The organism is Trichococcus ilyis, assembly GCF_900109135.1.
GTDB lineage: Bacteria > Bacillota > Bacilli > Lactobacillales > Aerococcaceae > Trichococcus > Trichococcus ilyis.
The window spans coordinates 124,436-144,071 of sequence record NZ_FNYT01000004.1; the positions used below are offsets into that span (position 1 = coordinate 124,436).

Sequence of the window (19,636 nt, forward strand, 5' to 3'; positions counted from 1 at the left end):
TACAGCCAAAAGCCAAGGGTTGCCTCTTCATTCAATGAGCCGTCCTCCCTACTTGCTTTTGTATCCTTGCTAAGACCGAACACCCGACAGACGCTTGATCTGTCGGGTACCGTCGCCTCAATGCATTCTGTCCCGCTCTAATCTTAGTATGTTTTTTATGTTTTAACGCCTTTGTTCCTTCAGCCACTGCTGGTAGAGGTTCTTCGTTTTGTGGCCTTTGCCGAGAATATCCAGCATTTCTGTTTTGCGTTTCTCTCGCGTAGTCGGTTGCTTGGCGCTGTAGATGTAACGGGCCCAATCGCGCTGATAGCCCGGCGTCAGTTCCGCATAGAGTCTGGCGATATCCGGGTGCCCTGCTTCCATGAATTTTCCAAGCTCCGGAATGAACTGCTCGTAGTCAGCCGTGTTGCCGCTACTGGCTTTTGTTTGCTTGCCCTTGCCTTTGACGTCATTTTTCATCCCGACGAGCGTAAACGTGTCATCCAATTTGAGCATCCGCGCAAACTTCAGCGTGCTGTCGCCGACATATCCGCTGCCGGCGTCCACTCCAAGACTCGGAAAAATGGCATCGCGGTGCACCGATGTGCCATAGGTCTTGTTCCCTATTTTCGGATAGGCGATGTAAAGGTAGCCTTCCGGATTCAGGCGCTCCGCTTTGATCGTGTCCCGTACGCGCTCGGCCAGTTCCTCCAACGTCAGCACATAGGCAAAAATCAGATCGTATTTCCCGCCATCCAGCCTTGGATCATAGGCTTCCAGGCCCGTAAAATCATCAGCAACCGCACGCTCTTTCCCCAGAACGGCCCGCCTGGCGAACTTTTCCAAACCCAACCGGCGCGTGAGCGATGTTGTAGCCGAAATCGGTTCGCCAGCGGCCTGTTCCCCATAAAGCCGGGTCGCATAAGCGATGTCTTCCCGGATCATCTCCTTCAGCACCGCTGTGTCGATGTCGGACAATTTATTGACATACACACAACCTTTTCCGGTTTTGTGCTTGCCGAGTTTTGCGAGCAGTTCCTCACGTTTTTCTTCGGGCAACATCAAGTAGAGCGTCAGTGCCGTTTTGCGCGGCGAAAAAGCAGCCAGCGGGGCATCGCCTTCATGGCCGCTCGCGTACCGGTAATGGTATTTCCCGAAGCCGATGATGCTCGGCCCCCACATTTTGGCCTCTTCGCCGGACTCTTCTGAAAACAACTTCAGCAGCGCATAAGCGTCTTCTTTCTTCTGCGGCTGCTGGATCTTTTCAATGAATTCCTCCACGGAAACTTCCGTGGGTTTGGTCTTGGGTTCGTATGCCATCTTCGTTCGCTTCCCCTCTCGTCCTTTGCTTGTTACAGCTATCATAACAAACCAACCAGACACCGGCAAAACACAAGCCTTGGCGGCGGGCCCATTGACCCGAGCTCGAGCCGCGGGACCGGAGATACTCCGCTTCTCCGGGGGACGCAAGCTTCACCGGAGTTCACCCCACATTTTTCAGCCTCAGCTCCGAAGAGCAGCGCTCCCGCTCAATCGGATGCCTTTGAAAGCCGCCGCACACAAAAAAGGGCCTTCCCGAAACCGGGAAAGCCCTCAAGAAGATTATTCTTGTTCTTCTTTGTTTTTGAAACCATATTTTTTGTTGAAGCGGTCCACACGGCCATCGGCTTGCGTGAATTTTTGACGTCCAGTATAGAATGGGTGTGAATCTGAAGAAATTTCTACACGGATCATTGGGTAAGTGTTGCCATCTTCCCATTCAACAGTTTCGCTTGAACCTTTTGTTGAACCTGATAAAAATTTGAATCCTGTAGTTGTATCCATGAATACAACTGTTTGGTAATTTGGATGGATTTCTTGTTTCATGTCTCTTTCGCTCCTTTTGCCCTGGATTATTTACTAAGCCAGAGTTGTCATTTGTAATAAAAGTCATACCGCATGGTATTCCTTTTTAACGTTAAAATGATACCATGCCTGCAGCAGGAATGCAATGATAATTTTAAAAAAACACGTTTCCCCACACAGGCCGCGGCGGGAAAAACGTGTTTGCGTTATTTGTCGAGAATGGCCGCGATTGCTTCTTCCGAAAGGCTGCTGTCGGCATTCAGGTTCGTGAATTGACCCGGTCCGTCGATCGTTACGAGCGCAGGCACCGTACGGACGCCCATTTTGTCGCGCAGGCTTTGGATTGCAGGATCGGTCGGTGTATTCAGGCTATCCAGATAGTGGATCGTCAGGTTCTTTCCTTTGCGGACGCTTTCCAACTTAGGGACAAATTTCCGGCAATACGGACAAACTGCCTTGCCGATATAAACGATCGCTTTCTCACCGGCAGCCAATTTTGCTTCGAACTGCACGGCGCTGATCTCTGTGAATTCTTTTGTGTCTTCTTCGTAATTTCCTTTGTTGAACATATTCTGAAACCTCCAGTTTCGCGTTTTGATAGTTCCACTATACCGGGAAGCTAAAAAAAACGCTCATCATTTGCTCACATGCCGTCAGACCGTAGTCATTTCATCAAGGCAATCCGCTTCAGCAAAGCTTCATTGTCTTCGGTTGTGTTCATCTGTTTCAGGAAGCTTTCGGTGTATTCCAAAGCATCCCCGCGCATATTGCGGCGGACTTTGTAGATGTTCTCGAGCGTTTTCGCATCGAGCAGGAGGTCTTCTCTGCGGGTACCCGATTTTTTGATATCGATGGCAGGGAAGATGCGGCGTTCTGCCAGTTCACGCGAAAGGACAAGTTCCATGTTCCCTGTTCCCTTGAATTCCTCATAGATGACTTCATCCATCCGGCTGCCTGTATCGACAAGCGCGGTGGCGATGATCGTCAGGCTGCCGCCGTCTTCGATGTTGCGGGCCGCACCGAAAAAGCGTTTCGGCCGATAAAAGGCAGCCGGATCGATCCCGCCGCTCAAAGTCCGGCCGCTTGGCGGGATGACCAAGTTGTAGGCCCGGGCCAGGCGCGTCAGGCTGTCCATCAGAATGACCACATCGCGTTTGTCTTCGACGAGGCGCATGGCCCTTTCCAGGACAAGTTCCGTCACCCGGACATGGTTGGCCGGTTGCTGGTCGAAAGTCGAGGAGACGACATCGCCCTTGACACTGCGCTCGATATCCGTCACTTCTTCCGGACGCTCATCGATGAGCAGCATGATCAGTTCAACATCGGGGTGGTTGGTGGTGATGCCGTTCGCAATCTCTTTCAGCAGGGTCGTTTTTCCGGCTTTCGGAGGCGCCACAATCATCCCGCGCTGCCCGAAACCGATCGGAGCGAACAGATCGATCATGCGAGCGGTTACGTTTGTCCGATTACTTTCCAGCTTCAGCTGTTGGTTCGGGTAGATCGGGGTCAATCCCGGGAAATGCGAACGTTCCTTGGCCTGATCGGGCCGTTTTCCGTTCACGGTGCTGACTTGCATCAGGCCGTAATAACGTTCGGATGCTTTCGGCGGCCTGGCCTTTCCGGCAACTTTGTCCCCATTGCGCAGGTCAAAGCGTCTGATTTGGGATGTCGATATGTAGATGTCTTCCTGGCTCGGTGAATAGTTGATCGGCCTTAAAAATCCGAATCCCTCTTGGGAAACGATATCCAAAATGCCCTCAGTCATGAAGAACCCCTGTTTCTCTTCTTGGGCACGGATGACCGCCAAGGATAGTTCCTTTTTGTTCATTTGGCTGTAATAGGGGATCTTCAGTTCTCTGGCATAGGTGTATATTTCTTTCAGCGTCTTGCTTTCCAACTCATGCAAGGTAAGCATATCTTCCAATCAGCTCCACCTTCCTCTCTTCTCATTCTTATGCTGTCGGTTTCCGGCTGCAGCATACAGGAATCAAAACGCCCCCAAAGTCGTTTGCTGCTTTGAAGGCGCCTCGTGATTGTTGTGTTGCGCGAAAAAATTTATTCTTCGCCCTCGATCATTTTGATGTCCGCACCCAAGGCGGTTAATTTTTCGACGATATGGTCATAACCGCGCAGGATATTCTCGATACCGGAAATAGTGGTCGTGCCTTCCGCCATCAAACCGGCAATGACCAGGCAGGCGCCGGCGCGCAGATCGCTGGCCGTTACTTCCGCACCGGTCAATTTGTTGGGGCCCTGCATGAAGATCATATCACTTTCCACCTTGGCCTTCGCCCCCATCCTGCGCAGTTCCGGGATATGGTTGACGCGTTTCGGATAGATGGTATCGATGATGGTTCCATCCCCGCTCGCTTTCAGCATCAGCGGCGTCAGCGGTTGCTGCAGATCCGTTGCAAAACCAGGGTAAGGCAGCGTTTTGATGTGGACCATCTTCAGGTTGTCGGACTTCTTGACGAGGATGCTGTCTTCGCCGATCTCCATATCCACGCCCATTTCCTCCATTTTTGCGAGCAGGCTTTCGATATGTTCGACGATTACATTCTTGACCAGCACCCGTTCTCCCATCGCAGCGGCAGCGGCCAGATAAGTGCCCGCTTCGATGCGGTCAGGTATTACGGTGTGTCTGCAGCCGTGCAGGCTTTCCACGCCTTCGATGCGGATGATGTCGGTACCGGCGCCGCGGATTTTCGCGCCCATGTTATTCAACAAGATGCAGACATCGATGATTTCCGGCTCTTTAGCCACGTTCTCAATGATTGTCCGCCCTTTGGCTTTGACAGCTGCCAATATGATATTGATCGTCGCTCCGATGGAAACCACGTCAAGATAGATCCGTTCGCCTTTCAGACCCTCTTCCGGCGTAGTCAGATAGATGGCGCCCATTTCATTGCGCACTGTCGCGCCTAACGCCTCGAAGCCTTTGATGTGCTGATCGATCGGTCTCGGGCCCAAGAAGCAGCCTCCCGGCAGCCCGATGACGCCTTCGCCAAATTTCGAAAGGATAGCTCCCATGAAATAATACGAAGCGCGTAAGCTTTTGATTTTTCCGGTGGGCATCGGAATCGAAATCATGTCGGTCGGATCGATCGTGAGGATGCCCTCATCCTCCTCGAATGACACATCGACGTTGAAGTCTTCAAGAATATCGATCAGCGAGTGCACATCCTGAATGTTGGGGATGCCTTCCAGGATGACTGGGGAGTCCGCCAAAATAGCAGCCGGAATCAGCGCAACAGTACTGTTTTTCGCTCCGCTGATTGTGATTTCACCGTTCAGCGGTTTATTCCCCTCTATAACTAATTTTTTCATAAAAAATCCTCACTTCATGTGTAGTTGCCGAACGATAAAGCTATAGCCCGGAAATGAATGGATCGCTTGCACCAACTGCCCGGAAAAGGACAACCAGTGCAACGATACCGAAATGCCATTATTTTTAAGTTTTATCCAATTGATGGGTGATCATCTATAATTCTAACAAAAATACAGGGTGTATTACTAGTTTTTTTATGCAAACGTCTGCTTTAAGGCGCAATGTTGTCGAAAACGTAGGAATATCCGGAAAAATGAGGGCAAAAAAAGGAGATCCGGAACATGGGTCCCAGACCTCCTCGAAGATCGTTGATGGAATTAAGCTTTGTTGCTTGAACCGAAAACTTGCATTCTTTCTTTAACGACTGCAACGATCGCTTCTTTACCAGGTCCGATAACTTTACGTGGATCGTAAACGTTAGCGTCTGAAGCTAATTTTTCTCTTACAGCAGCTGTGAAGACTTGTTGGCATTCAGTGTTCACGTTGATTTTTGAATGTCCGAATTCGATAGCTTTTTTGATTTGGTGTTCTGGAATTCCTGAACCACCGTGCAGTACTAATGGTTTGTGCGTCAATTCAGAGATTTCTTTCATTTCGTCGAAGCCCAATACAGGTTCGCCGGAGTAAGGTCCGTGTACGGAACCTAATGCAGCAGCCAATGCATCGATAGCTGTTTCAGTAGTCAAACGCAAGCATTCAGCCGGATCAGCGTACTGGATTCCGCCAGTGATTCCGTCTTCAGTACCGCCGACAGTTCCGATTTCAGCTTCTACAGAAGCGCCTTTGGAATGTGCGTACTCAACAACCAATTTAGTTTGTGCAATGTTTTCATCGATAGGGTAGTGTGATTTGTCGATCATTACAGAAGAGTAACCAGCATCGATAGCAGCTTTACAGCTTTCAAAGCTTGTTCCGTGGTCAAGATGCAAAGCTACAGGAACAGTGATGTCCATTGTTTCCAACAATGCGTTAACCATTGAAGCTACCACTAGGTGTCCACCCATGTATTTAGCTGCGCCTTCAGAAACGCCCAAAATAACTGGTGATTTTTCTTCTTGTGCGGCTTGCAGGACAGCTTGTGTCCACTCAAGGTTGTTGATGTTGAATTGTCCTACGGCATACTTTCCTTCTAACGCTTTGTTTAACATATCTGTCATACTTACTAAACGACTCATTCTTGTTGCCTCCTTGGAATCCATTGGTCTCTTTTGTTTGCAGAAAATTCACATCTTGGAATGTGAACACTTTACAACAATTTCATTTTATCAGAAAATGTATTTTTTTACTACCTTATTAGGAAAATCGCTCAAAATGAAAGCGCAAAACCGTTCATTTTCTTTTAAAAAACTCTTATTTACAGGCCTTTTCCAAAGCAGCTTCAATGAAACCATCAAATATCGGCTGCGGTCTGTTCGGACGGGAAATGAATTCCGGATGGAACTGGGCAGCAATATAGAACGGGTGGTTTTTCAATTCCACGATTTCCACCAAACGCTGATCCGGAGATACGCCTGAGAAGACCATGCCTTTTTCGGCCAGACTCTCACGGTAGGCATTGTTGAACTCGTAACGGTGACGATGACGTTCCTGAACCATATCAGCATTGTTATAGAGTTTCTTGGCCAAAGTCCCTTCCTTCAATTCGCAAGGATACAGACCCAAACGCAAAGTGCCGCCCATTTCGTCGATGTTTTCTTGATCAGGCATCAAATCGATGATGTTGTTTTTGCATCCCGGCTTGGTTTCCGCTGAATCCGCATCTTCCAGACCGACAACATTGCGGGCAAATTCCACACACGCCAGTTGCATCCCCAGACAGATACCGAAGAACGGCACATTGTTTTCGCGGGCGTATTGGATGGCAGCAATCTTGCCTTCGATACCGCGGTCTCCGAAGCCGCCGGGAACAAGGATGCCGTCCGCATCACCCAAACGTTCTTGGGCGTTCGCAACAGTCACTTCTTCCGCGTTGATCCATCGGATGTCGATTTCGGTATCATGCGCATAACCGGCGTGCTTCAACGCTTCCGCTACGGACAAGTAGGCATCCTGCAGCTCCACGTATTTTCCGACAAGTGCGATTTTGGTTGTTTTTTCCAGACTTTGGACTTTTTCCACCAAGGCTTTCCAGTCGGTCATGTCTGCTTGCGGCAGATCGGAGAGTCCCAGATAGTCGCAGACAATCTGATCCATGTTCTGTTCCTGCAGCAACAACGGGATTTGGTACAAAGTCTCCACGTCACGGGATTCGATGACCGCTTCAGGTTTCACATCGCAGAAGGAAGCCAATTTGTTTTTGATGTGTTGCGGCAAAGCCATTTCCGTACGCACAACCAAAATGTTCGGTTGGATCCCCAGGCTGCGCAATTCTTTCACGCTGTGCTGTGTCGGTTTTGTCTTCAGTTCGCCGGCTGCGCGCAAATAAGGAATCAGGGTTGTGTGGATGTACAGCACATTTTCGGCGCCGACTTCCATCCGCATTTGACGCAAAGCTTCCAGGAACGGCAAGGATTCGATGTCCCCAACCGTGCCGCCGACTTCCGTGATGACGATGTCGGAATCTGTCGTTTCACCGGCACGCATGATTTTTTCTTTGATTTCATTCGTGATGTGCGGAATGACCTGAACGGTAGCCCCCAGATAATCCCCTTTGCGTTCCTTGCGGATGACTTCGGAATAAACTTTACCGGTCGTCACATTTGAATATTGGTTCAAGTTAATGTCGATGAAACGTTCATAGTGGCCCAAATCCAAATCGGTTTCGGTGCCATCATCCGTTACGAACACTTCCCCATGTTGGTAAGGGCTCATCGTGCCCGGATCCACATTGATGTAAGGGTCGAATTTTTGGATCGTGATCTTCAGTCCCCGGTTTTTCAGCAAGCGTCCCAAAGAAGCCGCAACGATACCTTTACCGATTGAAGATACTACCCCGCCTGTTACAAAAATATACTTAGTCATTTTTTTCTTCCCCCTGTTTTTGAATGTGAAAAATTATGTCCGAAGGTTTCTCAAACGCTGCACTAAAAAAAATAAAGCTCCCTGTTCTTTCCAGAACAGGGAGCTGTTAAAATTCAACGTATGCTATCCAAAAAGAAATGCTTTTTGGGAGCCCAAGGAAGATAATACATCCAATTGCATAGGGTGTCAAGAAAGAATTGGCGACCGGGGGAGTGGTTATTCCTCCTCGTCCTCTTCTTCCGCAACGAACTCATCTTCTTCCTCTTCGAAATCTTCTTCGTCCTCGAACTCTTCTTCATCGATCAGAGTCAAGTCCTCCTCGATACCGCTCGTGATGTCATCATCGTCATCCGTGATGTCCACTGCGTCGACTTCATCGACTTCATCTTCATCGACATCGATATCTTCATCTTCGTCGACAACATCAATGTCTTCCGGATCGTCATCATTGTAGTCGATCACATCGTCATCGTCTTCCGATGTGGCGAAGGCATTCAATTTCTTGCGTTTCTTGCGGCGGACTTTCACTTCATCCTCATCGATACTGGAAAGAATCTCTTCATCGATTGAATCAATCGGATACCATGAACGCAATCCCCAACGATTTTCTCCTAGAGAAATAAAGCTGCCATCAATGTTCAAGTCAGTGTAGAAACGTGTCATCTTGCTTTCCAATTCTTCTTCCGACATTTCAAGATAGTCCTGTATCTGAACCAATAATTGGTTGAAGTCCAGTACGTCACCGTTTTCTTCGAAAATTGCGTGTGCAACTTCTATCATTGACAATTCGTTTTTGTTCGTGCCATCTAATTGCTTCAATTTCAATGGTGTCACGTCCTTTCAAAAGTTTACTCTTAATCATACAATACTCAGGTGGTAAATTGCAATTCAATTCGGTAATCTCCCAATTTTTGTTCATTCAATTGGAGTTCATAACGGAGGCTGACTTTCCCGGCAAACGGCTTCTCTTTGAATTCCAGCAGCATCTCATGGGTGACCGTTTCGATCTCCATCAGACCTGCCGGCGTCGGAACCGTGGCCATGCCTTTTGCTTCGGCATCGAAAGTCATGCGGCTCGCCTGTTCCGCTCTGCGGATGATCGTCATCTTGCCTTCACGGGATAGTTTGAGCGTGACCGGAACCGCTGTTTCGGCTTCGACGTAGCGCAGATAGAGCCAATTGCCCATCTCCACGATCTGTCCCATCCCTTCATATAGGAAGCTTTCCTGCTCCCCCTCTTGCTTCACCAGCGTTTCCAATTGGAATTCGATGGGCATTCCTTCTTTTAAAGACAATTTTTTCCACCTCATTGACCAACGTACGGGCGTTTTGTGGCCGCACGCGTTTTTCAAATATAGTATAGCGGTACAAATGAGCGCTGGTCAATCATTTGCGGGATGATTTTCCAAAATCCGAAGAAATCCCGGCTTTCGCCGCAATTCACTCTCGAATCTCAGCTGAACTTTGCTATAATGGGAGCAGAAATAGCCATACAGATAAGGAAACGAACATGACAAACCATTTAAAAAACAACATTTACCATATTTACGATACGTCGCGCGGGCAAATCGGCACCGATGCCCTTTCGCATTTCGCGATGGGCGATGCTTTGATCCGGTTGGTCGGGAACGCCGAAGCTCCTGCAGCTCTGCATTTTTGGCCGATGGAAAAACTGGTCATTTTGGGCATGATGGACACCCGCCTGCCCCATCTCGGGGAAGGGCTGCGCTATTTGCGGAGCGTCCCGACCGATGTCGTCGTCCGCAACGCCGGTGGATTGGCCGTTGTTGCCGATGAGGGGATCCTGAACTTCTCCTTGGTGCTCCCGGAAACCGAAGAAGCCAAACTCACCATCCATGATGGCTATGTATTGATGAAGGACCTGGTCGAGCAGACCTTTTCCGATTCGGAACAAACGATTGAGGCCTTCGAAATCAGCGACTCGTATTGTCCGGGCGATTTCGACCTGAGCATCAACGGCAAAAAATTTGCCGGCATCGCGCAGCGCCGCTTCAAAAACGGCGTGGCGATCATGATCTACATGAGCGTGACCGGCGATCAGCAGCAGCGCGGGGAAATGATCCGCCGCTTCTACGCAGAAAGCCTGCAGGGAGAAACGACCCGTTGGCATTTCCCGGCCGTCGACCCCGCTTCCATGGCGAACTTGGCGGAACTTTTGGACAAACCGCTGACCGTAGCCGATGTGAAGAAACGGATTCTGTCCGTCTTCACCAAGAACGGAAATACGCTCCTGCCAGGAGAATACAATGAACGTTTGCTGGCGGAGTACGATACAGCCTATGCAAAAATGAAGAAACGCAATGAACAAATCAATCAGGAACAGCATCCAGAAGCGGACTGACAGAAAGAGGCGATGCGATTTGAGTACACACTACACCGCGGAATTATTGCCGAAAGAAAAAGTATTCCGGGACCCGGTCCATGATTACATCCACATCCAGTACCGGATCATCATGGACCTGATCAATACGCCTGAATTCCAGCGATTACGCCGGATCAAGCAGTTGGGAACTTCCTCCTATACTTTCCACGGCGCCGAACACTCCCGCTTCAATCATTCTTTGGGAGTCTATGAAATCGCCCGCCGGATCTGCGATAAATTTGTCCGGAATTACCCCAGCAAAGAACCTGGGGATGGCCTTTGGGACGATGGTGAGCGCCTCGTGACGCTTTGCGCCGCTTTGCTACATGACATCGGCCACGGCCCGTTCTCGCATACCTTCGAAAAAATATTCGATACGGACCATGAAGCCATCACAATCGAAATCATCACCTCACCGGATACCGAAATCAATCGGATTCTCCAACGGGTCGGTCCGGATTTCCCGAATCAGGTTGCCGCTGTCATCGCCAAGACCTACGATAATCCGCAGGTCGTTCAGCTTATTTCCAGTCAGATTGATGCGGACCGAATGGATTACCTGTTGCGAGATGCCTATTATTCCGGCGTCACTTATGGTAATTTCGACCTGACGAGGATTTTGCGCGTCATCCGTCCTTATGAGCATGGTATCGCCTTTGACATTTCCGGCATGCATGCGGTGGAGGATTATATCGTCAGCCGCTATCAAATGTATATGCAGATCTACTTCCATCCAGTTTCGCGCGGCATGGAGGTCGTGCTGAGCCATCTCTTGAAACGGGCAAAGGATGTCTATTTGGATGAACAAGCTGAATTCCGCCATACCGCCACTTTCCTGACGCCGTTCTTCAAACAGGCCTGGACGCTTAAGGATTATCTGCGCTTGGATGATGGCGTCCTGACGACCTACTTCAACCATTGGCTTGACGAAAAGGATCCGATTCTGAACGATTTGGCCTATCGCTTCGTCAATCGTCATCCTTTCAAATCGGTCCGCTACACAAAAGGACGCGATGATGCTACACTGGAACGTATGAGCGCCATCATTGAGCGCATGGGCTTCAATCGGGATTACTATACGGCTGTCAACAACAGCTATGACTTACCGTATGATCTTTACCGGCCGCATCAGGCCACCACTCGGACCCAGATTGAACTTGTCCAAAAAAACGGCAGTTTCCTGGAGCTTTCGCAAGCAAGTTCGATTGTTTCGGCTTTGACGGGCAAAGTCCGCGGGGATGAACGTTTCTATTTTCCGCGTGAAATTACCCACGGCGATGAGGAACCGGGCATCAACCTGTTCGAGTCGCTGTCACAGGAATTTTCAACTTTTTTCGAAAATGATGAAATTTTACAAAACCAAAAAACAGGAGGTACACTATGAGCATCAAATTAATTGCCATCGACATCGACGGCACATTGGTAGACCCGGAGTTCAAGATCACCCCGGAAGTGAAAGCAGCTATCACGGAAGCGCGCGAACAAGGCGTAAAAATCGTACTCTGCACCGGCAGACCGTTCCCGGGCGTCAAACGCTACATCAAAGAATTGGAATTGGATCAGGACGAAGATTACGTCATCACTTACAACGGCTCTTTGGTGCTGTCCACCGCAACAAACGAAGTGCTCGTTTCACACACACTGGATTACAGCGACTTCGTCCGGATCAACGAATTGGCCGAAAAGTTCCATGTGCACACGCACGGAATCGACAGCGAAGCCATCTATACCGCGAACAAAGACATCAGCATCTTCACAACACGCGAGTCCTTCATTACGACGATGCCGATCCGCTATCGCTCACTGGCTGAATTGCCGGAAGATAAACTGTTCACGAAAATCATGTTCATCGACCAGCCTGAGCTGTTGGACATCTTGATTCCAGCGATTCCAGCGCAGTTCCATGAAGACTATGTGATCGTCCGCAGCGAACCGCATTTCCTGGAAGTGCTGAACAAAGATGCCGGTAAAGCCAGCGCTTTGGCCGAATTGGCTGCATTGCTGAATATTGACGCAGAAAACATCATGGCCATCGGCGACAACGAGAACGACCTGAGCATGATCGAATACGCAGGCGTCGGTGTCGCGATGGGCAATGCCGTCGATAAAGTGAAAGAAGCTGCGGATTTCATCACTAAATCCAACGCTGAAAGCGGCGTGGCACATGCAATCCGGACCTACTTGAATAAATAAATTTGAGAAAAGCTGAACGGGTTTGTTCAGCCCTGAAAGAAATTTAGGAAATCTGTCCGCCTGAGCATCGAAGAGCGCAATAGGACAGATTTATCTAATTTCCGAAGGGCTAACCCGTTAAGCTGGACAATATTTTAGGTGCATGAAACATTTTGCAAACTTGTGAAATACCTACGGTGATGCACTTTTCACTCTGGAAAATTTTATGAATTCCTATATGTTAAAAAAGGTATGCATATGGCTGTCTCATTGAGACAGCCCCATTATTTTAATCACGCGTGAAGCAGGTGCCTGATATGGACAATCATTCTGCGGGGTTCGGCAAAACCCTCCTAAGGATAAGAAAAAACAAACAGTATTCCCAACAATATATGGCCGAAAATAAGATCCATCAATCTACCTATTCCAAGATCGAAAGGGATCTGATCGAGCCGACGCTGGGCAACTATCGGCATCTTTTGAGCAGGCTGGACATGTCCGATGAAGAGCTCCAGTACATCATGAACGATTACAATCATTCCGAAAAGGAACAACTGCTGACGGCTTTCATGAATCTGTCCTTTAACGATGTCCCTCTCTTGCAAGAAATTCGGGAGAAAGCCCTGAAATATCTGGATGTGCATACTGATTACATCATCACCGACATCGTTCATCTGACGGATGCACTGATCATTCTGGCAATAACCGGAGATATTGCAGACGCCCGTAAACATGTGCGCCCTGTTTGGGAAAGGCTCGAGAAGCTTGATGGCTGGTATCTGGTGGAATTAAGGATGATCAACGCAATGCTATTCCTGTTCCCTATCGACGAAGCCATCCTGATTTCCGGGACCGCTTTGGCTCAGATTCAAAAATACGTCAATCATCCCTTCGCAAGCAAAATCGCCGTCTCGTTGCGCCACAACTTGTGCTTATTGCTGTTGAAGAATGGGCGTTACGCAGAGACGATCATGCGCATCGATGAACTGATCCCGGCGGCGAAGGAAGCTGGCTCCTACCGGCACTTGTCCGTCTGCTATCTCAGAAAAGGTCTTGCCTTAGCGAAGACGGGAAATCCCGAAGGCCAACTGCTGATCGACCAAGCCTTCCGTTTGATCGAAGCAGCGGATGATCAGGATTTCAAAGTCAATCTCGAAAATGAATATAACCTCCTGAAAGAGCAATCAAACAGCTGATTGCTCTTTTATGCGTATAGGAATATTTCGTAAAGAGGCGAACCATCTGTATTAAAATGAAAACACTTATGGGAAGACTGTCGTGATAATTCCCAAAATGAGCATTTCTTGGAAGGAAGGCAGGTAAAGTCAATGAATCCAAAACGATGCAATCTATGCGCTTATATACTGGGCTGTGCCTGCCTGATCGGAAGGGCACGGTATCCTGAAGTGCCAGAATCCTGGTGGCTCACAATCGGTATCTGCAGCGGCTTGTTGTTTGTTTCCAGCAACTGCATGGAATCCGCGCAGCATTGGACCTTCCTTGGCATCGATGCCCTGAACCTGATTGTGCTGGCCTTGCTTATTCAGGTCCTTCCACCAAGTTTGGGAATGTCAGTGAATATCGTTGTCCTTTTGGCAATCTTCCTGCTTCTCTATATCAAAAGTACCTTTCACGAAAAATAGCTGTTTTGTAGTCATTGTATCCGGTCGCAAGGTTACCTGTACTGTGAAAGGAGGCCTCACCCATGAATTGGATCCGTCTGATCATCGGCGATATATGGTTTCTATAGCAAATTGAATAGAAAAAAATTCAATCCATTAACTTAGATGGGTAATACAATGCATAAATATATAGCAAAAAAACATTATATTAACCTTTAAAATTTGAATAAAATATTTACTGTGTTACAATATTAATAAGCATTATTTTGAAGTGTATATATAGATAAGAACAAGAAAAAAAATTACATGTTATTACGAAACCATAATTTTTCACCTACTTTAAGTATAGATTTTGTAGGTTTCAATTCAAAAATATAAACGTATTAACATAAATGTCCCAAATCCCAATATCTATTGAAATGCAAGCTTGTGCCCGCGAAGACTGACTTAATAGCGGAGAGGTGTTGAGTAGTTGCCCTTAAGGGAACTCAAATACATTAAATCTTTGGACAAATAAATAAGGTAAAAAACCGTCATATTGTTTTCAAGGTTATTGAGAAAATAAATTTTTCAAAAATTTAGAGGAGGTAACGTGACGAGAAAGGCCAGTATCAAAAAAAGACAATATGCTATCAAAGTTATTACCATCGCTCTACTCACATTGTCATTCGTAGGGATTCTTTCTGCTCAAAATGTGAATGGGGCAGAAGGTACCTGGAATTCTCAATGGCTATGGGATGCAAATGGAGGTTCTACTGTTTATACTACCAATGCAAATACTTATTCAGTATGGACTCTCTTTTCAATTTGGCGTGCTTCAGGGCAATTGGGTTCAAAAAATGTAAATATTCCAGCTCATTCATACAGCGAGTATACATATTGGGGGCAGCCGCTCCTAGATCGACAGGGAAGAGTTTACTTCTCAGGGTATCATGCACCAGGTTTTAACCCCTAATTCTATATAACTCTCATAACCTTGAAATCAGAATAATAACAGACAATAGCCTGATTGTTGTCTGTTATTATTTATTTTATAAATTTATGCTGAAGGAGGATCTTTATGCTTAGAATCGAAGGACTTACGAAAAAATATAAACAAAAGATAGTGTTGGACAATATATCATTAGATTTTAGCGAAATAGGCGCGAGTTATGCCATTATCGGAAAGAGTGGCAGCGGAAAGACTACGTTACTGAACATCTTGTTTGGTTTGGATTCTGATTTTGAAGGAACTTACTACTTGTTCGAAAAAAAATCACACGAGTATAGTATCGAAGAATGGGATATGATCCGAAAAAACCACCTTCAGATTGTTTTTCAGAACTTCAATCTTTTGCCTGCTATGACTGTCTATGAAAATCTATACTATTCTGCCTGGCTCTCGGAGGAGGAAGATGTAGATGTCAGAATTAGGGAAGTGCTCCGGAAGGTAGATTTGGAGGACCGTTTGAAGGAAAAGGTGGGGAATTTGAGTGGCGGAGAAAAGCAGAGAATTGCTCTCGCGAGAGCCACACTCAACCATCCTCGCGTTCTTCTTTTAGATGAACCGACAGGTAATCTGGATGAAGAGAATGTGGATAGGGTTCTGGAGTATTTGGATAGGATTAGAGAAGAAGGTACCACCATCATTCTAATCACGCACGATAAACGGGTTTCAGAGAAAATGGATTATGTATACAGGATTGAAGCGGGGGCTGTGCAGAGAATGGATGGGAGGACTTTCATTCATTCTCATGGGGACAACACGGCCGTTGAATCAACAAATCCTAAGTCAGAGTCCCGAAAGAAAGCTTCCTTAAGGCAACTGGTTCAGTATGCGTTTGCCAGCGTCAAAACTAAATCCAAGGAACTCTTTTTCAACCATATCGCGGTGTTGCTGATTTTCATGTCTTTCCTTATTGTTTACAACATTTTTCAATCATCTTCTGTTGCCTCTTTTAATCAATTATTTAAAGGCCTGACTGAGGACGTCATCATACTTGATCTGAATCAGGTGGCAGAAGGGGAAACCGAGAGCGATCAGTTTGGTTTCACAGAAGGTGAGATTGCGCGTGTCGCATCGCTTCCAGGAGTGAAAGAGGTAGTTCCTTTTTCCGGCGCAACGCGAGCACTCTATGATAACGACAAATTCATCTTCAACAGCACACTTGAAAGAGAAGCGTTCCCTGAAGAGTTGCAGGAAAGCCCAAGCTATTCATCAAGCAATACGCCGATACAATTCAGTTTTATGTCTTCGACAGTTCCGTATGCATACAAAGACTCTTACAATAAGGATCAACTTAATTTGCTCGCGGGTACTCTTCCGCATGACAGGACCGATGAGATTTTGATCCCTGATATTCTGGCGTTCGATTTCCGTGAACGCCTAGGTTTATCCATTACCCAAGATTTGGTGGGAAAAGAGATTTTGCTCGATGTTGTAGATTTTGAAGGAAATCCAACGACCAAAAGTTACACCATAAGTGGGATTTATCAAACGACGTATCAAAATCAAATTCCTGAAATGGTGCGTGTATATGTGAACTATATTGATATAGTAAAGGAAACATATGGTGAAAATGATATGCAGACTACCTATGAACAGATAAAGAAAGATTCTGCCCTTTCCAGTGGAATCGCTGTCGATAGTTTTCAAGAATTTCAGAAAAAGTTTGGAACAGGCTACTCGGAGCTGCTAATTATCACAGAATCAGAGGAGCGCTTGTCGGAAGTGACAGCGCAGATTCAGGAAATGTTTCCGAGCCTTTTGCAACTTTCCCAATATTCTATCAAAAGCGGAGAGTTTTCTAAAATATATAAGCGTTTGATGACGATGTTGATAGGAGGAACGCTGCTTCTTGCTATTATTTTGGGCGTCATCGTGACCTTCCTGAACAAAGGCTACATTCACTCGCGGAACAAAGAACTTGCCATTCTCTATAGTTTGGGATATTCAAAGAAAAATACGGCTTTCGTCCTCTTATTGGAAAATTTGATAGTGTTCGGTACAGATGCGGTGGTAGCCTATGCAATTTTAGGGTTGACCTATCGTTATTACCTCCAATTTTCACGAAGTTATGCTTACTTCACCAATATGTTTTCTTTGGGAAACATCCTGTACTCCTTATTGCTTTTGCTTGTGATAATGAGTGTGGCTACGCTATGGGGAATTCGTGGAATCAATAAGAAAAAGCTGAAAAATTATCTCTTCAATTGATAGCCTGAACTATGATAAGTATACTCAATGTAAAAAATAAGCCAAGGCCGGACTTTTCATCCCGGCCTTGGCTTATTTTACGGCACCCTTAGGCTTTTTCGCCTATGAATTCGCCGTTTTTGGTCAAATGTTGTTTCGAAATCTCATTCAGGATCACGTGCACGCTTTCCTTCGATACATTGGCATTCTTTACCACAGCATCCACGACATCGCGCATCAACGCTTGTTTCTGCTCGTCGGTTCTGCCTTCCAATAATTCAATGTGAACATATGGCATCTTCCATTCCCTCTTTTCGCTTTATGGTTTCGTCTCCGTTTCATTTTAGCAAGTATCTCTGCGGATTGCACCCTACTTATTTGGAGGCGATGTAAGTCTTCAGGCGTTCAGCCGCCTCAGCAACCATCTCCGTGCTCAGCGCGTAGCTCATGCGGACATAGCCCTCTCCGCCCGGTCCGAAGATCGATCCCGGCAGCATGCCCACCTTGGCGTTCATGCCGATTTCACGGCAGAAAGCCTTATCGTCTGTACCGAATTTCGCCGGAATCTTGGCAAAAGCGTAGAAGGCACCTTTCAGTGCGGGAACCTCAAAGCCGGCTTCCTGCAAAGCAGGAACGAGGATATCCCTTCTCTTTTCATATTCGGAACGCATCTTTTCGACATCCGGCGCGCTGTTGCGGAATGCCTCCTCGGCCGCGCGGTTGGAAACCGTCACGCCGGTCGTCACCAATTGCTGATGCGCCAAGAACAGGGTCTTCATCCATTTCGCATCCGCAGCGAGCACGCCGACGCGCCAGCCGGTCATCGCAAAAGCTTTCGAAGCCCCCTGGAAGAGGATCGTGCGGTCGCGCAGCAGAGTCGCGATCGACGTATGCTTTTCCCCGTAGGTGATTTCGCTGTAGATTTCATCGCTCAGCACGAAAATATCGTACTGCTTGATCGCGTCGGCCAAAGCCGTCAACTCTTCTTTTGTGTAGGTCGCGCCGGTCGGATTGCTCGGATAGTTCAAAAAGAGCGCTTTGACGTTTTTGTTTTCGGCCATCGTCTTGTGCAGCAGCTCCGGCGTCATCAAAAAGTTGCTGTCGGACGTGTCGACAAGGATGCATTCGCCGCGGTTCAGCTCCACCGCATAGCTGTACAATGGAAAGTAAGGCGACGGGATGATGACCTGATCGCCCGGGTTCAACAAGCCGAATGCCGCAGCAAAGAGCCCTTCCGTGGCACCCACCGTCATCACGATTTCCGTTTCGGGATCGTAGTGCAGATCATATTGCTTTTCCAGGAATGCGCTGACCGCTTTCCGGACGCCGAGTTCGCCGGAAGTGTGGGCATAGTGGGAAGCATTGTCTTCGATCGCCTTGATGGCGGCCTGCTTGACGTTTTCGGGCATGTCAAAATCCGGTTCCCCGATCGTCATCGGTATGCAGTCCTCCACACTGCGGAATAATTCATCAAATTCGCGGATCTGCGAAGGTTTGATGCGGGAAAATAATTCGTTTGTTGTCAAAGCCATCTCTTACATCCTCCATCCAAGTGTGCAGGCGCCACCGAAAAACCTTGCGGCGCCTGCTTTTTAATAGGAAAGCATCCTTTTTCTCACATGATTTTAACATTAATCAGAATACGACTATTCCGCCCATAAGTCAAGCGCCCCATGGCTTCGCCCGCACGAAGAGAGCGTTTTCCCATTTTGAATATGAGAAAATTTGAAATTTTTGCCATTCTTTTTAATCTTATGTGTTGACAACGAAAGCGGGATTGGGTATAGTAATCACATCAAAAACACAGCGAAGAGAAGAGTAAATCATTCCACTCCTTCATTAGAGAGCTTGGTCAGGTGAAAGCAAGCAAGGAAGTGTTGGTTGAAGATGGTCTCAGAGTGGCTTGTCCGATGAATGGTTTCTTAGGGCAGGACGGGAACACCCGTTACAGTGTCTCAGTCTGACTTGCAGCAATTTGCAAGCGCACTGGCTAAGGCGGATGCAGCGATGCTTCCGTGAACTAAGGTGGTAACACGAGATCGAATTTTGAGCTCTCGTCCTTATCTTGCGCATAAATGATGCAGCAGATAGGACGGGAGTTTTTTGATTTTTATGATATAATCTGAACGCGAGGAAGAGGAAAGTAAGATCCGCAACGTATCACAGCGAGC

Annotated in this window: 17 protein-coding genes, 1 pseudogene and 1 other annotated feature; of the genes and pseudogenes, 7 read left to right on the forward strand and 11 right to left on the reverse strand. The window is 47.4% G+C overall.

Translation table 11 applies throughout. The features are described 5' to 3' along the window. Positions 1-162: 162 nt before the first annotated feature. The 9 genes from BMX58_RS03420 to BMX58_RS03460 form a co-directional block, all read right to left on the reverse strand. Positions 163-1,299 (reverse strand): DUF1801 domain-containing protein, encoded by a 1,137-nt coding sequence (locus tag BMX58_RS03420; RefSeq protein WP_093088781.1) that lies wholly within the window; start codon positions 1,297-1,299, stop codon positions 163-165. 282 nt (positions 1,300-1,581) lie between these two features. Next, complete coding sequence (locus tag BMX58_RS03425; protein ID WP_068621712.1) at positions 1,582-1,845, reverse strand: type B 50S ribosomal protein L31; 264 nt, start codon at positions 1,843-1,845, stop codon at positions 1,582-1,584. A gap of 185 nt (positions 1,846-2,030) precedes the next feature. After that, a complete protein-coding gene (locus BMX58_RS03430; RefSeq protein WP_068621710.1) occupies positions 2,031-2,393 on the reverse strand; it encodes a DUF6568 family protein in 363 nt (120 codons plus the stop codon). Between the two features lie 95 nt (positions 2,394-2,488). Continuing rightward, the gene (gene rho, locus BMX58_RS03435) at positions 2,489-3,748 is read right to left on the reverse strand and encodes a transcription termination factor Rho (RefSeq protein ID WP_068621708.1); all 1,260 of its coding nucleotides are present in this window, start codon (positions 3,746-3,748) and stop codon (positions 2,489-2,491) included. Between the two features lie 131 nt (positions 3,749-3,879). Next, positions 3,880-5,151 (reverse strand): UDP-N-acetylglucosamine 1-carboxyvinyltransferase, encoded by a 1,272-nt coding sequence (locus tag BMX58_RS03440; RefSeq protein WP_068621706.1) that lies wholly within the window; start codon positions 5,149-5,151, stop codon positions 3,880-3,882. A 318-nt stretch (positions 5,152-5,469) separates the two neighbouring features. Beyond that, positions 5,470-6,327 (reverse strand): class II fructose-1,6-bisphosphate aldolase, encoded by an 858-nt coding sequence (fba, locus tag BMX58_RS03445; RefSeq protein ID WP_068621704.1) that lies wholly within the window; start codon positions 6,325-6,327, stop codon positions 5,470-5,472. Between the two features lie 175 nt (positions 6,328-6,502). Continuing rightward, positions 6,503-8,113: a CTP synthase gene (locus BMX58_RS03450; RefSeq protein ID WP_068621703.1), complete on the reverse strand. Its 1,611-nt coding sequence runs from the start codon at positions 8,111-8,113 to the stop codon at positions 6,503-6,505. A gap of 216 nt (positions 8,114-8,329) precedes the next feature. Continuing rightward, complete coding sequence (gene rpoE, locus BMX58_RS03455) at positions 8,330-8,938, reverse strand: DNA-directed RNA polymerase subunit delta (RefSeq protein WP_068621701.1); 609 nt, start codon at positions 8,936-8,938, stop codon at positions 8,330-8,332. A 44-nt stretch (positions 8,939-8,982) separates the two neighbouring features. Further along, positions 8,983-9,408 (reverse strand): YwiB family protein, encoded by a 426-nt coding sequence (locus BMX58_RS03460; protein ID WP_162268598.1) that lies wholly within the window; start codon positions 9,406-9,408, stop codon positions 8,983-8,985. A gap of 215 nt (positions 9,409-9,623) precedes the next feature. Between BMX58_RS03460 and BMX58_RS03465 the strand changes: the two genes are divergently transcribed. The 7 genes from BMX58_RS03465 (at position 9,624) to BMX58_RS03490 (ending at position 17,486) form a co-directional block, all read left to right on the forward strand. Further along, positions 9,624-10,475 (forward strand): lipoate--protein ligase family protein, encoded by an 852-nt coding sequence (locus BMX58_RS03465; protein ID WP_068621697.1) that lies wholly within the window; start codon positions 9,624-9,626, stop codon positions 10,473-10,475. 19 nt (positions 10,476-10,494) lie between these two features. Beyond that, positions 10,495-11,880, forward strand: a complete 1,386-nt coding sequence (locus BMX58_RS03470) for an HD domain-containing protein (RefSeq protein WP_068621695.1) — start codon at positions 10,495-10,497, stop codon at positions 11,878-11,880. Further along, entirely contained in the window at positions 11,877-12,689 is an 813-nt protein-coding gene (yidA, locus tag BMX58_RS03475) for a sugar-phosphatase (RefSeq protein WP_068621693.1), read from the forward strand. The genes BMX58_RS03470 and yidA overlap by 4 nt, the downstream gene beginning before the upstream one ends. A gap of 296 nt (positions 12,690-12,985) precedes the next feature. Next, positions 12,986-13,864: a helix-turn-helix domain-containing protein gene (locus tag BMX58_RS03480; RefSeq protein WP_068621691.1), complete on the forward strand. Its 879-nt coding sequence runs from the start codon at positions 12,986-12,988 to the stop codon at positions 13,862-13,864. A 132-nt stretch (positions 13,865-13,996) separates the two neighbouring features. Further along, positions 13,997-14,311: a hypothetical protein gene (locus BMX58_RS03485; RefSeq protein ID WP_068621689.1), complete on the forward strand. Its 315-nt coding sequence runs from the start codon at positions 13,997-13,999 to the stop codon at positions 14,309-14,311. 571 nt (positions 14,312-14,882) lie between these two features. Beyond that, positions 14,883-15,245 (forward strand): hypothetical protein, encoded by a 363-nt coding sequence (locus BMX58_RS14575; protein WP_131814035.1) that lies wholly within the window; start codon positions 14,883-14,885, stop codon positions 15,243-15,245. A gap of 105 nt (positions 15,246-15,350) precedes the next feature. Continuing rightward, entirely contained in the window at positions 15,351-17,486 is a 2,136-nt protein-coding gene (locus BMX58_RS03490; protein WP_068621687.1) for an ABC transporter ATP-binding protein/permease, read from the forward strand. An 88-nt stretch (positions 17,487-17,574) separates the two neighbouring features. Here BMX58_RS03490 and BMX58_RS03495 read toward each other — a convergent pair. Both BMX58_RS03495 and BMX58_RS03500 read right to left on the reverse strand, forming a co-directional pair. After that, positions 17,575-17,766 (reverse strand): annotated as a pseudogene (locus BMX58_RS03495) (2-hydroxymuconate tautomerase); the annotation flags it as partial. A 73-nt stretch (positions 17,767-17,839) separates the two neighbouring features. Further along, positions 17,840-18,997, reverse strand: a complete 1,158-nt coding sequence (locus BMX58_RS03500) for an aminotransferase class I/II-fold pyridoxal phosphate-dependent enzyme (protein WP_068621681.1) — start codon at positions 18,995-18,997, stop codon at positions 17,840-17,842. Between the two features lie 265 nt (positions 18,998-19,262). Next, positions 19,263-19,530: a binding site (T-box leader), on the forward strand. Positions 19,531-19,636: the final 106 nt, after the last annotated feature.

Coding starts and splice junctions, on each gene's coding strand:
- BMX58_RS03420 (WP_093088781.1), bottom strand. CDS start 1,299: ATGGCATACGAACCCAAGACCAAACCCACGGAAGTTTCCGTGGAGGAA.
- BMX58_RS03425 (WP_068621712.1), bottom strand. CDS start 1,845: ATGAAACAAGAAATCCATCCAAATTACCAAACAGTTGTATTCATGGAT.
- BMX58_RS03430 (WP_068621710.1), bottom strand. CDS start 2,393: ATGTTCAACAAAGGAAATTACGAAGAAGACACAAAAGAATTCACAGAG.
- BMX58_RS03440 (WP_068621706.1), bottom strand. CDS start 5,151: ATGAAAAAATTAGTTATAGAGGGGAATAAACCGCTGAACGGTGAAATC.
- fba (WP_068621704.1), bottom strand. CDS start 6,327: ATGAGTCGTTTAGTAAGTATGACAGATATGTTAAACAAAGCGTTAGAA.
- BMX58_RS03450 (WP_068621703.1), bottom strand. CDS start 8,113: ATGACTAAGTATATTTTTGTAACAGGCGGGGTAGTATCTTCAATCGGT.
- BMX58_RS03465 (WP_068621697.1), top strand. CDS start 9,624: ATGACAAACCATTTAAAAAACAACATTTACCATATTTACGATACGTCG.
- yidA (WP_068621693.1), top strand. CDS start 11,877: ATGAGCATCAAATTAATTGCCATCGACATCGACGGCACATTGGTAGAC.
- BMX58_RS03480 (WP_068621691.1), top strand. CDS start 12,986: ATGGACAATCATTCTGCGGGGTTCGGCAAAACCCTCCTAAGGATAAGA.
- BMX58_RS03485 (WP_068621689.1), top strand. CDS start 13,997: ATGAATCCAAAACGATGCAATCTATGCGCTTATATACTGGGCTGTGCC.
- BMX58_RS03490 (WP_068621687.1), top strand. CDS start 15,351: ATGCTTAGAATCGAAGGACTTACGAAAAAATATAAACAAAAGATAGTG.
- BMX58_RS03500 (WP_068621681.1), bottom strand. CDS start 18,997: ATGGCTTTGACAACAAACGAATTATTTTCCCGCATCAAACCTTCGCAG.